Annotated in this window: 13 protein-coding genes; 4 read left to right on the top strand and 9 right to left on the bottom strand. The window is 70.8% G+C overall.

Features of this window, described 5'->3' with window-relative positions:
• Window positions 1–305: 305 nt before the first annotated feature.
• Entirely contained in the window at window positions 306–956 is a 651-nt protein-coding gene (locus ACIGXP_RS23745; RefSeq protein ID WP_399771262.1) for an HAD family hydrolase, read from the bottom strand.
• Window positions 957–1044: 88 nt separating this feature from the next.
• Here ACIGXP_RS23745 and ACIGXP_RS23740 point away from each other — a divergent pair, with 88 nt between their 5' ends.
• Together ACIGXP_RS23740 and ACIGXP_RS23735 are read left to right on the top strand one after the other, a co-directional pair.
• Window positions 1045–1404: a hypothetical protein gene (locus ACIGXP_RS23740; protein ID WP_399771259.1), complete on the top strand. Its 360-nt coding sequence runs from the start codon at window positions 1045–1047 to the stop codon at window positions 1402–1404.
• Complete coding sequence (locus ACIGXP_RS23735; protein WP_399771257.1) at window positions 1385–1825, top strand: hypothetical protein; 441 nt, start codon at window positions 1385–1387, stop codon at window positions 1823–1825. Before ACIGXP_RS23740 ends, ACIGXP_RS23735 begins: the two co-directional genes overlap by 20 nt.
• Before the next feature lie 72 nt (window positions 1826–1897).
• On the opposite strand, the gene ACIGXP_RS23730 is transcribed toward ACIGXP_RS23735, so the two are convergent.
• From ACIGXP_RS23730 to ACIGXP_RS23720, 3 genes are all read right to left on the bottom strand, one after another.
• Window positions 1898–2395, bottom strand: a complete 498-nt coding sequence (locus tag ACIGXP_RS23730) for a GNAT family N-acetyltransferase (protein ID WP_399771580.1) — start codon at window positions 2393–2395, stop codon at window positions 1898–1900.
• 45 nt (window positions 2396–2440) lie between these two features.
• A complete protein-coding gene (locus ACIGXP_RS23725; protein WP_363215941.1) occupies window positions 2441–2947 on the bottom strand; it encodes a sigma-70 family RNA polymerase sigma factor in 507 nt (168 codons plus the stop codon).
• 91 nt (window positions 2948–3038) lie between these two features.
• The gene (locus tag ACIGXP_RS23720; protein WP_399771256.1) at window positions 3039–4214 is read right to left on the bottom strand and encodes a glycerophosphodiester phosphodiesterase; all 1176 of its coding nucleotides are present in this window, start codon (window positions 4212–4214) and stop codon (window positions 3039–3041) included.
• Between the two features lie 755 nt (window positions 4215–4969).
• Between ACIGXP_RS23720 and ACIGXP_RS23715 the strand changes: the two genes are divergently transcribed.
• Both ACIGXP_RS23715 and ACIGXP_RS23710 read left to right on the top strand, forming a co-directional pair.
• Window positions 4970–5641, top strand: coding sequence for a lysophospholipid acyltransferase family protein (locus ACIGXP_RS23715; protein WP_399771252.1), 672 nt, complete (start codon window positions 4970–4972; stop codon window positions 5639–5641).
• 135 nt (window positions 5642–5776) lie between these two features.
• On the top strand, window positions 5777–7444 hold the full coding sequence (locus tag ACIGXP_RS23710) for a multicopper oxidase family protein (RefSeq protein WP_399771250.1): 1668 nt from the start codon (window positions 5777–5779) through the stop codon (window positions 7442–7444).
• A 34-nt stretch (window positions 7445–7478) separates the two neighbouring features.
• Here ACIGXP_RS23710 and ACIGXP_RS23705 read toward each other — a convergent pair whose 3' ends face one another.
• From ACIGXP_RS23705 to argH, 5 genes are all read right to left on the bottom strand, one after another.
• Entirely contained in the window at window positions 7479–9002 is a 1524-nt protein-coding gene (locus ACIGXP_RS23705; protein ID WP_399771247.1) for an MFS transporter, read from the bottom strand.
• Window positions 8999–9565: a TetR/AcrR family transcriptional regulator gene (locus ACIGXP_RS23700; protein WP_399771245.1), complete on the bottom strand. Its 567-nt coding sequence runs from the start codon at window positions 9563–9565 to the stop codon at window positions 8999–9001. Before ACIGXP_RS23700 ends, ACIGXP_RS23705 begins: the two co-directional genes overlap by 4 nt.
• A gap of 83 nt (window positions 9566–9648) precedes the next feature.
• Window positions 9649–10620: an aldo/keto reductase gene (locus tag ACIGXP_RS23695; protein WP_399771242.1), complete on the bottom strand. Its 972-nt coding sequence runs from the start codon at window positions 10618–10620 to the stop codon at window positions 9649–9651.
• A gap of 55 nt (window positions 10621–10675) precedes the next feature.
• Window positions 10676–11503, bottom strand: coding sequence for an alpha/beta fold hydrolase (locus tag ACIGXP_RS23690; protein ID WP_363215948.1), 828 nt, complete (start codon window positions 11501–11503; stop codon window positions 10676–10678).
• 230 nt (window positions 11504–11733) lie between these two features.
• Window positions 11734–13164, bottom strand: a complete 1431-nt coding sequence (argH, locus tag ACIGXP_RS23685; RefSeq protein WP_399771239.1) for an argininosuccinate lyase — start codon at window positions 13162–13164, stop codon at window positions 11734–11736.
• Window positions 13165–13184: the final 20 nt, after the last annotated feature.

Here is a 13184-nt window from a genome sequence, read left to right as displayed (position 1 = left end):
GCCCGGGCACGTGTGCATGCGGTCAGGCATGAGGAGTGGATGTGCGTCTCGTACGGAATGCGGCGCACGGACATGCCACGGCTCTCGCTTCGGGGCGCGAGGCTCAGCTGATGCGGGGGCCCTCTAGAAGGCGCACATTCGACACATCAGGCGACACATACAACGAGCACCGGGCGTCATGGTCGCCTCGGTCGCAAGGATGCGGCAGCTCGTCGTGGTCATGCGATCAGTAAAGCAGACGTACGGTGCTGACCGGCCGCCGCCGTCCGCATGGTGGACAGCGGCGGACAGCCGGTGACGTGGCGTCAGCGGCGGACGGAGACCTGCACGCCCCCGTCGGTGACCAGTGCCGACAAGGCCGACAGGTCCTGGACCACCAGGTCGGCGTCGAGTTCCTCGGCGCGATGGGTTGTGGCCAACGCCACGGTGGTCATTCCGGCGGCGCGGCCCGCCTGGAGTCCGGCCGGGGCGTCCTCGAAGACGACGCAGTGGGCCGGGTCGACACCGAGCTGCCGGGCGGCGAGCAGATACGGCTCGGGGTCGGGCTTGCCGCGCGTGATGTCGTCGGCGGCGATCAGCGTCTTGGGCAGGATGCCGACGGCGTCCAGGCGGGCCTCGGCGAGCCGCCGGGTGGCGGAGGTGACGACGGCCCACCGGTCGGCCGGCAGGGAGGCCAGGAAGTCCCGGGTCCCGGGCAGCAGCCGTACCCCTCCGTCGGGTACGTCGTCCACCTCCAGCTGCTCGACCCGTGCGACCGCCTCCGCCACCAGATGGGCGGGCAGCAGGTCGGCGACTATCTCGGCGGCGGGCCGGCCGTGCAGGGCCACGCGCGCGAAGTCCTCGGCGGTGACCCCGTACTCCTGGGTCCAGCGGGTCCAGCAGCGCTCGACGGAGTCGAGGGAGGAGACGAGGGTGCCGTCGTTGTCGAACAGGAGGGCGTGCGCGTGGATCGTCATGCCTGGACCCTACGGCGTGGTCTAGACCCTATGACCCACGGGCGGGGTCGGCGGCCGGCGCCCGTTTCGGCCGTAATAAGGTCACCGCATGCTCAATGCCCTGACGCTGGTGACCGGTGTCGCCGCGCTGCTTCTCGCCGCCTGGTGCGGCTGGGCCGCCTGTCGCGACCAGCCGACCAAGGACTGGCACTTCATCGGCATGGCCGTGGTGTCGCTGCTGGCCGTGGTCCAGTTGGTGGTCGGGATCGTGCAGCTGGCGCGGGGCGAGAAGCCGGAACAGGGCACGACGATCTTCGTGGCGTATCTGCTGGGCGCGTTCGCGTGCGTTCCGGCAGCGGGATTCATGTCACTGGCCGAGCGGACCCGTTGGGGCTCGGTGACGGTGGCGGCCGGCGGTGTGGTGCTGGCCGTGCTGGAGGTGCGGCTCTATGACATCTGGGGAGGCTGAGGTGACGGCGGTGGAGGAGAAGCCGACCCGGTTGATCAGCGGGCCGGGCATGCTGCTCGTCTGGTTCTACGGCGTGATGGTGGTCGGCGCGGTGTCGCGTTCCGCGTTCGAGATCAGCACGGAGTTCGATCGGGCCCCGCTGGCGTACTCCTTGTCGGCCGTGGCCGGGCTCGTCTACGCGTTCATCACGTACACGCTGGTCCGGGGCGGGGAGACGGCTCGGCGGGCGGCAATGGTGTGCTGCGCCGCCGAGCTTGCGGGAGTGCTGATCGTGGGGACGTGGACGATCGTGGATCCCTCGGCGTTCCCCGACTCGACCGTGTGGTCGAAGTACGGGATGGGCTACATCTTCATCCCGGTGCTGCTGCCGCTCTCCGCGATGTACTGGTTGCGGAAGGCACCCGCGCAAAGGGACGCCTGAGGAACGCCGGCGAGTGCGGGAGCTCTGCGGTCGCCGGCGCAGTGACCCGGCGCCCCTTTCGGGCGCCCCGGCTCACGCCGTTTGGACGAAAGCCCCTGCGGGCTTCTCCAGGATGATCATCTCCACCCCGTCGGCGCCCCTGGAGCGGCCCACCGTCTCGTAGCCCGAGCGGCGGTACAGGCGGAGGTTGCCCTCGCTGCGGTGGCCGGTGAAGAGGCGGAAGCGGGTGGCGCCGCGCTCCTCCGCCAGTGCCGCTTCGGCCGCGCGCAGCAGACGTGCGCCTATGCCGTGGCCCTGGAGGCGCGGGTGGACGCAGAGCTTGCCGATGGCGGCCGTGCCGTCCTCGGTGACCTTGCCGCGCACCGAGCCGACCACCTCCTCGCCGAGCCGGGCGACGAAGACGCAGTCGGAGGCGACCTCCTGGCGGACGGAGTCCAGGGTCTGGACCAGCGGGTCGATGCGGTAGTTGCCGTACAGCGCCGCCTCGCTCTGGAAGCACAGGTACTGGAGCCTGAAGATCTGCTCCGCGTCCTGCTCGGTCGCCACCGAGATGGTCACGCTCATGCCCATGTGCGCATGCCTCCCGCTCACCTGATCACCTGTCGTTCCTCACTCCTATCCCCGCACTTCGCGGGAAGCAACCTCCGGTGTGAGCAATCGGCGCAGACAACCCAGACATCTGGAGCGTTCCGGACCAAGACTGCCCTGTGAGATACCCAACTCCCCCGCGATCTCCCGGTATGTCAGGTCCTTCGGGGAGAGCAGGGCCTCGATGAGCCGGGGGCAGCGGCCGGGCAGGCGGCGCACCGCGTCGCGCAGGGCGCGATGCCGGGCGGTGGTGAGAACGTGCTGCTCGGGGTCGGTGCGGGCGTCGTCGGCCGGCTCGGCGCCGTACGGACGTTCCCGGCGGCTGGTACGGCGGCTGCGGCGGACCTCGGCGCGCACCGCCTTGCGCAGCCAGCCGTGCGGGTCCGGTGGCGGACCGTCGGTCTCCAGGCGCTCCAGCAGGCGGAGCCAGACGGCCTGCTCCAGGTCGCCGGGCTCGCTCCCGGCCGCATATGCCTCGGCCGATGCCTCGGCGGTGAGCAGCGGATGCAGGGCGGCCACCAAGTCGTGCGTCATATGCGGAACGACGTGCCGCCCCGGGAGCAGGTTGCCGGGGCGGCACACAGCCACCCGAACGTGGTGCGGGAAGGGCCGTTGGTTGACGAGGTCAGCCCGCCAGGAAGTCCGCGCGGGCGAGCACGCCGGTGTCGGCGTTGTCGGTGAAGACGCCGTCGATCCCGGTGGCGAAGTACCTCTTGAACGCGCCGAAGGAGTCGCCGTAGGCGTCGGCCGCACTGCCCTTGCGGAACTCGGCCGGAAGGAAGGGGTTCTCGTTGCGCATGGTGTAGGGGTGAAGGATCAGTCCCACCTTGTGCGCGTCGGAGACCAGGGTGGTCGGCTTGCCCAGGGTGCCGTCGGCGTTCTTCGGGATGATCAGGTCCAGGGTCGGGCCGATACCCTGGGCGTAGCCGGCGATCTCCCGCAGGCCCTTGGGGGTGATGAGGTCGGCGACGGTGCGCGGGTCGCCCGACTCGACGAAGTCGTAGGGGCGGCTGTCGGCCGAGGAGAGCAGCACGACGAGCGGGTTGTCGACGAGCTGGTTCAGCTTCTGGATGCTGGTGGGCTCGAAGGACTGCAGGATGACAGGCGAGTTCCGGCCGTCCTTGCCGTACTTGCGCAGCAGCTTCGCGACCCGCTCCTCCAGGCCGAGCCCGAGCCTGCGGAAGTAGGTGGGGTGCTTGGTCTCGGGGTAGATGAAGACCTGCTTGCCGCGCTTGCGGGTCTGCTCGTCCTGCCACTTCAGGACCTCTTCGAACGTCGGTATCTCCCAGCGCCCGTTGTAGAGGGTGTTGTGCGGACGGTTGGCCGGGATGCGCTCGATGGCGCGCAGGGTCTTCAGCTCGGCGAGCGTGAAGTCTTCGGTGAACCAGCCGGTGGTGGAGACGCCGTCGAGGACCTTGGTGGTCTTGCGGTCGGCGAACTCGGGATGCGCGGCGACGTCCGTGGTGCCGCCGATCTCCGGTTCGTGCCGGCAGACGAGATGACCGTCCTTGGTGGGCACCAGGTCACCGGCCTCGACCACGTCGGCGCCCAGATCCAGGGCCAGTTCGTAGGAGCCGAAGGTGTGCTCGGGGCGGTAGCCGCTCGCGCCGCGGTGGCCGATGATCGTGGGCACCGGCAGGCTCTTCAGCCCCCGGCCGCCGTACCCGCCCGTCCGGGCCCCGGCCGCCTCGGCCATGCCCGGCAGCCCGAGGACCGCTCCGCTCGCGCCGAACACCGCCGCGCCGAGGATCGCCCGCCGTCCGGTGCCCTGCGTCTTGTCGTTCGCCTGGTCGCTGCCCATCAGCGCCCTCCTGCCGTTCGCTCGTGAGTGCGGGCCGATCGTAGGGGCGCGGACATGACCGAAGGGAGTCCTGGGCTCGAACACGCGGGTGGTGCGGGGTGTCCTGTGGGAGGCACGCATGACGGGCCGTCGGCGGAACGGGAGAAGTGACGGGCCGTCGGGGTGGGACGACGACCGCCCGGGGAGGCGAGTGACGGCGGCCGCGGGCCGGAGCCGAGTGCGGCGGCCGTGAGGCGAAGCCGAGCAACGGCGGGCGTGGGGCGAAGCCGAGTGCGGCGGGCGTGGGGCGAAGCCGAGTGCGGCGGCCGCGGGCCGGAGCCGAGTGCGGCGGCCGTGAGGCGAAGCCGAGCAACGGCGGGCGTGGGGCGAAGCCGAGTGCGGCGGCCGCGGGCCGGAGCCGAGCAACGGCGGCCGCGGGGCGAAGCCGAGCAACGGCGGCCGCGGGGCGAAGCCGAGCAACGGCGGGCGTGGGGCGGAGCCGAGTGCGGCGGGCGTGGGAGGCCGGTGATGGCGGGGCGTCGGACGGGCGCGTGGGGTCGTGCCGCCGGACTGGAGGGGCGTCCCGCGCGATCTCCGTCACACCGTCACCAGGCCGTTACGGCCCGTCCCCGGCGCGTCACCGCAGGTAAACCCGCGTCAACTCTTCGTAAGACCTCGGTGAACCGGGCGCACCCGATGTGCGCCCGCCCCGGGGCCGCGAGTAATGTCCTCACCTGCACAGACACATATCGATCCCCTCGACATCGGAGGACCCGTTGTCCCGCTTCGCGCTCATCAAGGCAGTGCTCGGACCGATCATGCGCCTGATGTTCCGCCCACAGGTGGAGGGCGTGGAGCACATTCCGGGAGACGGCCCGGTCATTCTGGCCGGGAACCACCTCACCTTCATCGACTCGATCGTGCTGCCGCTTGTCACCAAGCGGCAGGTGTTCTTCATCGGCAAGGACGAGTACGTCACCGGCAAGGGCGCCAAGGGCCGGCTGATGGCCTGGTTCTTCACCGGCGTCGGCATGATCCCGGTGGACCGGGACGGCGCGAGCGGTGGTGTGGCCGCGCTGATGACCGGGCGGCGGATCCTGGAGGAGGGGAAGATCTTCGGGATCTACCCCGAGGGCACGCGCTCGCCCGACGGCCGGCTGTACCGGGGCCGTACCGGTATCGCGCGGCTGACGCTGATGACCGGTGCGCCGGTGGTCCCCTTCGCCATGATCGGCACGGACAAGCTGCAGCCGGGCGGCCGTGGCATCCCGCGGCCCGGCCGGGTCACCGTCCGGTTCGGCGAGGCCATGGAGTTCTCGCGGTACGACGGGATGGACCGGGACCGCTATGTGCTGCGGGCCGTGACCGACTCCGTGATGGCCGAGGTCATGCGACTGTCCGGGCAGGAGTACGTGGACATGTACGCCACCAAGGCGAAGGCCGCCTAGACCTTCCGGTGGACCGGCACATGAGCGGGCCGGTGCACCGCCACCGTCCGCCTGCCGGTGTAATCTGCTCCGACACTTCAGCCATTCCGCCGCAATCTACCGGCCATATGAGCACACAACATGTCTTATTCAGACATGCAGAAACCTTCGCGGCGTACCCTGCTCCGTGCTCCGATCGCCACCGCCGGGGCGGGGCTCCTGGCGGCCTGCTCCGGTTCCGGCTCCGAACACCCGTCCCGCCCCCAACAAGGAAACGGGACGGGCAGATTCGTGCCACCGGGACCCAAGGGGTACGTCAACCCGTCGGATCCGGAGGTTCTTGCCGCCGAGCGCAAACGCGGGGCCGGGCCCGTACGCACGTTCAGGTTCACTGCTGCCGAGTCGACACTGGACCTGGGCGGGAAGTCCGTCCGGAGCTGGGCGTACAACGAGACGCTCCCGGGCCCGCTGGTCCGCGTCACCGCCGGTGACGTCCTCGACCTCACCCTCGCCAACCGGCTGCCCACCACGACCACACTGCACTCCCACGGGCTGCGTCTGCGCTGCGACATGGACGGCACCCCGGACCTGACCCAGAACGCCATTCCCTCCCGGGCGGACTTCACCTACCGCTTCGTCGCCGCCCACCCGGGCACATATCTCTTCCACTCGCACGTCGGTCTGCAGCCCGACCGCGGCCTGTACGCGCCCTTCATCGTCGACGATCCCAAAGAGCCCCTCGCCTACGACAAGGAATGGGTCGTCGTCCTGGACGACTGGGTGGACGGGGTGGACGGCTCCACCCCGGACGAGGTGCTCGCCCAGCTCAGGCCCGGCGGGAGCGATCCCGCGATGACGGGCATGGCCATGGGCCCCGGACACGGCACCCAAAGTCCCGGCGGATCGGCGACCGGACACGCGAGGCCGCCGAAGCGGTCAGCGGCGGGCGGGCACGGATCGTCGTCCCGGACACGCGCGGGGGGTCCGTCCCGGGTGCTGCACGATTCCCACAGCCGCCTGCTCCACGGCGAGGGCGGCAGCGTCGCCTACCCCCACTACCTGGCCAACGGGCGGCTGGGCACCCGCCCCTCGCTCTTCCGCTGCCGCCCCGGCGACCGGGTCCGGCTGCGGCTCATCAACGCGGGCTCGGAAACCGCCTTCCGGGTCGCGCTCGGCGACCACAGGATGACCGTCACCCACACCGACGGCTATCCCGTGGAGCACAAGGAGACCGACGCCCTGCTCATCGGGATGGCGGAGCGGTACGACGTCCTGATCACCGCCAAGGACGGTGTCTTCCCCCTCGTCGCCCTCGCCGAGGGCAAGAAGGGCACGGCGCTCGCCGTTCTGCGCACCGACAAGGGGAAGGACCTTCCGGCACCGGACGTCCGCCCGGACGAACTCGACGGCAGGGTCGTCCCCGCCCGCCGGCTCAAGCCCGCCGATTCCGTCGCCCTCGCCGACCGCGACCCCGACCGCGAGATCCGCATCCGGCTCACCGGCACCATGGAGAAGTACGACTGGGGGTTCGACCACAAGCCCTTTGACGTGCGGCAGCGGCATCCCGTCCGGGCCGGCGAGCGCGTCCGGCTCACCCTCATCAACGCCACCGGCATGTGGCACCCCCTGCATCTGCACGGCCACACGTTCGCGCTCGCGGGGCTGGATGCGGTGGGGGCCCGCAAGGACACCTCGATCGTGCTGCCGCATCGCAAGCTGGTTGTCGAGTTCGACGCCGACAACCCCGGGTTGTGGATGCTGCACTGTCACAACCAGTACCACTCGGAGAGCGGGATGATGACGGTGCTCGGTTATCTCCGCTGACCTTCGGGACGGTTCAGGAGCGTTGCCGGGTGGCTCACCCTGCGCTTTCCAGTTTCTGGCCCTTCAGCAGGAACCAGGCCGCGACCGACGCCAGCAGCAGGACCGCCGCTCCCACGCCCGAGGCCAGGGCCAGGCCGTGGACGAAGGATTCGCGTGCCGCCGTCAGCAGGGCGTCCGCCGTGCGGGCCGGCAGGTGTGCCGATGCCTCGACCGCCGCGCCCAGCGACTCGTGGGCCGCGGCCGGGGTGCCCTTGGGGCCGGTGAAGTCACGGTAGACACCCGTCACGACGGAGCCCAGCAGGGCGATGCCGAGAGCCGCGCCCAGTTCGTACGCCGTCTCGGAGACCGCCGAGGCGGCGCCCGCCTGGTCCTTGGGGACGCTGGAGAGGATGACGTCCGCGGTGACCGTGAAGGAGAAGCCCGCGCCGATCCCCACGACCAGGAGGGCGGCGCCGAGAACCGGGTAACCGGTGGACTGGCCGAGCGCCGCCAGCGCTGCCAGGGCCAGGCCGACGGCCGCCAGACCGCCCGAGACCACCGCCCGCACCGAGAAGCGGCGAGCCGCGCGGCCCGCGACCAGACCGGCCGCCACCGCACCGACCGCGGCGGGCAGTTCGGCCAGGCCCGCCTCGAACGGGCGCCTGCCCTGGACGAGTTGCAGGTACTGGGAGAGGAAGAAGACCAGCCCCGACATGCCGAGCACGGTCAGCAGGTCGGCGAGGACCGCCCCGCTGAAGCCGCGACGCCGGAACAGGCGCATGTCCAGCAGCGGGGCCGGCATGGTGAGCTGGCGGTGCACGAAGCCGTGGAGCGCGGCGGCGCCCAGCAGGCCGGCGGCGAGCGTGGGCCAGGTGAAGCCGTGGGTCGCCGCCTCCTTGACGGCGTACACGATGCCGATCACACCGACCAGCGACAGGAGGACGCTGCTCAGGTCCCAGGGACCGGGGTCGGGATTGCGGGACTCGGGCAGGGTGCGGATGCCGACCAGGACGAGGACGGCCATCACAGGCAGGTTGATGAGGAAGACCGAGCCCCACCAGAAGTGTTCGAGGAGAAAGCCGCCGGTGATCGGGCCGACGGCCGTGCCGGCGGAGGCGGTCGCGCCCCAGATGCCGACGGCAAGGCTGCGCTCGCGCGGGTCGGGGAAGATGTTGCGGATCAGGGCGAGGGTCGCGGGCATCAGCGTCGCACCCGCGACACCGAGCAGGGCCCGCGCCAGGATCATCAGTTCGGGAGTCGTCGCGTAGGCGTTCAGGACGGACAGCGCGCCGAACGCCGTGGCACCGCCGAGCAGGATCCGCTTGCGGCCGATGCGGTCGCCGAGGCTGCCCATGGAGACGAGCAGGCCGGCGATGACGAAGGAGTAGACGTCACCGATCCAGAGGAGCTGGGTGCCGGAGGGAGCCAGGTCTTCGCTGATGTACGGGGTTGCCAGACCGAGGACGGTGGCGTCGACGGCCACCAGCAGCACGGCCAGGACGAGGACGGAGAGCGCGAGCCAGCGGCCCGGGCGCTTCACCGCCTCCGTCGCCTTCGCCGGCTGCAGGGTGCTGGTCATGATTCCTCTCTTCGTTGTGCATGGGTACGTCGGGCGCCGCCGAGCAGCAGCTCGACGATCATGTAGGTGAAGTCCTTGGCGGCCACCCGGCCCTCCGCCACCGCCCAGGCGCCGGAGGCCAGCAGGCCGTAGAGCGCCTCGGTGAGCCAGGCCGGGGTGAGGTCGATGCGGAACTCGCCGCTCTCCTGACCGCGCCGGAACAGGGCCGTGAGGCGTTCGTCGATGCGGGCCCAGCCCTGGTTCTGTTCCTCGCCCTCGAAGAGCTGGTTCTCGGTGTAGAGGAAGGCCAGGAGGCCGGCCGAGGGCTCGATGGCCTGGATCAGCCGGTGGACGGCCTGGCCCGCCGGGCCCTCGTCCAGGCGGGCCGCGTCCAGGGCCGCCTCGCACTCCTGGATGCCGAGCGCCTCCAGCGCCCGGACGAGCGCGTCGCGCCCGGCGAAGTGGCGGTGCAGCGTGGCCCGGCTGATCCCGGCGGCCTTGGCGACCTCGTCCATGGTCGCGGTGGATTTACGGGTCAGCAGGGCGGCGGCGCTGCGCAGCACCTGGTCACGATCGAGGGCCATGAGACAAGGATAGCCCATGTGAGACATTCATGTCTCACATTAGGCATGAGTGACTCTCCACTGCTGGTCGGAGCGGGTGATCGTCAGTGCCAGGGCAGCTGTCCGCGCCGCTCCCAGTAGACGTGCGGGTCCTCGGCGAGCGCGGCGAGACGCGTCAGCTGGTCCGCGTCGAGGTCGACGGCGGGGGCGTGGAGGTTGGAGGCGAGCTGGGTGACGGTCGCGGCGCCGGAGAGCACGACACCCACCCAGGGCCGGCGCAGGATCCAGGCGAGGGCCACGGCGTCACAGCCGAGTGAGGCCTCCTCGGCGACCCTCTTCAGCGCCTCGGGTGCGTGCGGCTCCGCCAGCCGGCCATTGGCCATGCCCTCCTTGACGATCACGGTGAGCCCGGCGTCGTGCGCCTCGGCCAGTGCGGGGGCCGCCGACGTCTCCAGCACGTTGTACGTCGACTGGACCGTACGGAAGAGGGGCTCGCCGTCGACGGTCACGGCGAGCGCGGCGCGGACGGCGTCGGCCTGGTCGGGGCCGCTGGTGGAGAAGCCGACGGTCAGGCCCTGGGCGGCGGCCTCGGCGAGCCGGGCGTGCAGGTCCTTGTCGGTGAGGGCGGGGCTGTCCGGGGTCACCGAGTGGATCTGGTAGAGGTCGAGCCGGTCGCCGAGCAGTGCGTCGGTCTCGGCGCGCTGCCGCTCGTACGTGGCGAGGCTGTGGTCCTTGACCTCGTGCTGTTCGGCGTCGGTGGACCAGCCGGCGGTGTAGGTGTAGCCCCATTTGCTGCCGACGACCACGTCGTCGATGCCGGGGCGGGCGTTCAGCCAGTCGGCGAGGAACTCCTCCGAACGGCCGTAGGAGCGGGCCACGTCGAAGTAGCGCACGCCCTGGGCGTAGGCGGCGTCGAGGAGTTCGTGGGTACGGGTGCGCAGGGCGTCCACGGTGCGCTCGGCCGGGAGGTCGTCCTCCCGGCCGAGGTTGATGTAGCCCGGACGGCCGACGGCGGCGAGACCGAGGCCGAGGTGCGCGGTGGGCGTGGTCGCGGCGGCCAGGCGGCTGAACGGCATGGGGGCTCCCTGCACGATCGGCTGAGGATCTCCAATGTACCCAGCCGCGGGCGGTTCAGCCCGTGCTGACGCAGCGCGGCACGAAGGCGGGGTCGGCCGGCCCCTTCCGCCCCAGGGCGTTGAGGACCCACTGCTCGACCAGCGGGGACTTGGGCGCCTGGTCGTGCTCGGTGGTGTCGAGCGGGCAGCGGTCCTGGAGCAGCACGTTGGTCACGTAGGAGGCGGAGCCGTTGAGGAAGGCACTGGTGTACGGCACCACGACCTCGTCGTACTTGGTGGCGATCGCCGTGTAGTCCGGGCCGACCGGCGTCTCCGGGTCGGAGTTGAGCTTCTTCAGGAAGTCCGAGCCGGCGGTCTGGTCGACGCAGGAGGGGCAGACGGTGGCACCGGCCGCGAGGGCGAGCGGGTTGGTGGTGCCGTGGTTGGAGGGGACGATGCCGACCAGGTCGTCCACCTTGGTCGCGCCGCCGAGGAACTTCACGTAGTAGCGGGGCATCATGCCGCCCTGGCTGTGGCCGACGATGTCGACCTTCCTGGCGCCGGTCGCACCGAGCACGGCGTCCACGAAGTCGCGCAGCTCGGCGGCCGAGTCCGGGATCGGGGCGGTCTCCAGGTCACCGTAGTCGAAGGAGAAGACGCAGTATCCGGCGCTGACGAGGTCGGGCGAGAGGGTCAGCCAGTTCTCGTACGAGGTCTTGAAGGTGCCATTGACCAGGACCACGGGCTGCGGATGGGCCGAGTCCGGCTTGCAGGACCAGTTGTTGGCGCCGGGTGGCGGGGTGTCGGCGGCGCTCGCGGAGGTCGTGAGGCCGAGGGCGCAGAGCGCGGCCGCCGCGGTGACGGCGAGGAGGCGGGCTGTCCGTCGTGTACGTCTGGCGCGCATGACGTCCCTTTCATGCTCGACATTGATCGACCGGTGTTCGGCATTGCCGACCGGTAAGCGGAATAGTTACCTCCACGTATCCCGGCGTCAAGGTTTCGGCCACTGGCCGAATCTCATCTGTTACCCGAGCCGTGATCCGGCCCGCTGCCGGGTCTGTGACCCGAGCGGCCCCGGGCAGCACGAAGGGCCCGGACGAGATGTCCGGGCCCTTCGTCTTCTCGTACGGCTTCTCAGGCGCGCTTGGCCGTGGCCCACGCGTGCTGGGCGGCCACGTCCGCCTTGACCTCCGCCAGCTGTACGGCGACCGCGCTCGGGGCCGTGCCGCCCCGGCCGTTGCGGGAGGCGAGGGCGCCCGGGACGTTGAGGACGGTCCGCACCTCGGGAGTGAGGTGGGCGGAGATCTTCGCGAACTGTTCGTCCGTGAGGTCGTCCAGTTCCTTGCCCTCGGCCTCGGCGACCTTCACGCACTCGCCGGCGACCTCGTGCGCCACGCGGAACGGCACACCCTGCTTGACCAGCCACTCGGCGATGTCGGTGGCGAGCGAGAAGCCGGCCGGGGCCAGCTCCTCCATGCGGTCGCGGTGCACGGTGAGCGTCGCCGTCATCCCGGTGAACGCCGGGAGCAGGATCTCCAGCTGGTCGACGGAGTCGAAGACCGGCTCCTTGTCCTCCTGGAGGTCGCGGTTGTAGGCGAGGGGCAGGGCCTTGAGGGTCGCGAGGAGACCGGTGAGATTGCCGATCAGACGGCCGGACTTGCCGCGTGCCAGCTCGGCGATGTCCGGGTTCTTCTTCTGCGGCATGATCGACGAGCCCGTGGAGAACGCGTCGTGCAGGGTCACGAAGGAGAACTCCTTCGTGTTCCAGATGATGATCTCCTCGGCGATCCGGGAGAGGTTCACGCCGATCATCGCGGTGATGAAGAGGAACTCGGCGACGTAGTCACGGGAGGCCGTGCCGTCGATGGAGTTGCCGACGCTGCCGTGCTCGAAGCCGAGGTCCTGCGCCACCGCCTCCGGGTCCAGGCCGAGGGAGGAGCCGGCGAGGGCTCCGGAGCCGTACGGGGAGACCGCCGTACGCTCGTCCCACTGGCGCAGGCGCTCCGCGTCCCGGGACAGGGACTGGACGTGGGCCAGGACGTGGTGGGCGAACAGGACCGGCTGGGCGTGCTGGAGGTGGGTGCGGCCGGGCATCGCGACGTCGGGGTGGGCCTCGGCGAGGCCGATCAGGGCGTCCTGGAGGTCGGCGATCAGGCCGCCGATGATGCGGGCGTGGTCCCGCAGGTACATGCGGAAGAGGGTCGTCACCTGGTCGTTGCGGGAGCGGCCCGCGCGCAGCTTGCCGCCGAGGTCGGGGCCGAGGCGCTCCAGCAGGCCCCGTTCCAGGGCCGTGTGGCAGTCCTCGTCCGCCATCGTGCCCACGAACGAGCCGTCGGCCACGTCGGCTTCGAGCTGGTCGAGGCCGGCGATCATCCGGTTCAGCTCGTCGTCCGTGAGGAGCCCGGCCTTGTGCAGCACGCGCGCGTGGGCACGCGAGCCGGCGATGTCGTACGGCGCGAGCCGCCAGTCGAAGTGGACGGACGCGGACAGCTTCGCCAGGGCCTCGGCGGGACCGTCGGCGAAACGGGCGCCCCAGAGCCGTACGTCACCGCTGTTGCTGCTCACTTGCGCTGCTCCTAGAGAAA

It is taken from the genome of Streptomyces sp. NPDC053069 (assembly GCF_044546895.1).
In the GTDB taxonomy this organism is placed as follows: Bacteria; Actinomycetota; Actinomycetes; order Streptomycetales; family Streptomycetaceae; genus Streptomyces.
The sequence above is the reverse complement of the archived record's forward strand: the minus strand, read 5'-3'. Positions and strand labels throughout refer to the sequence as shown.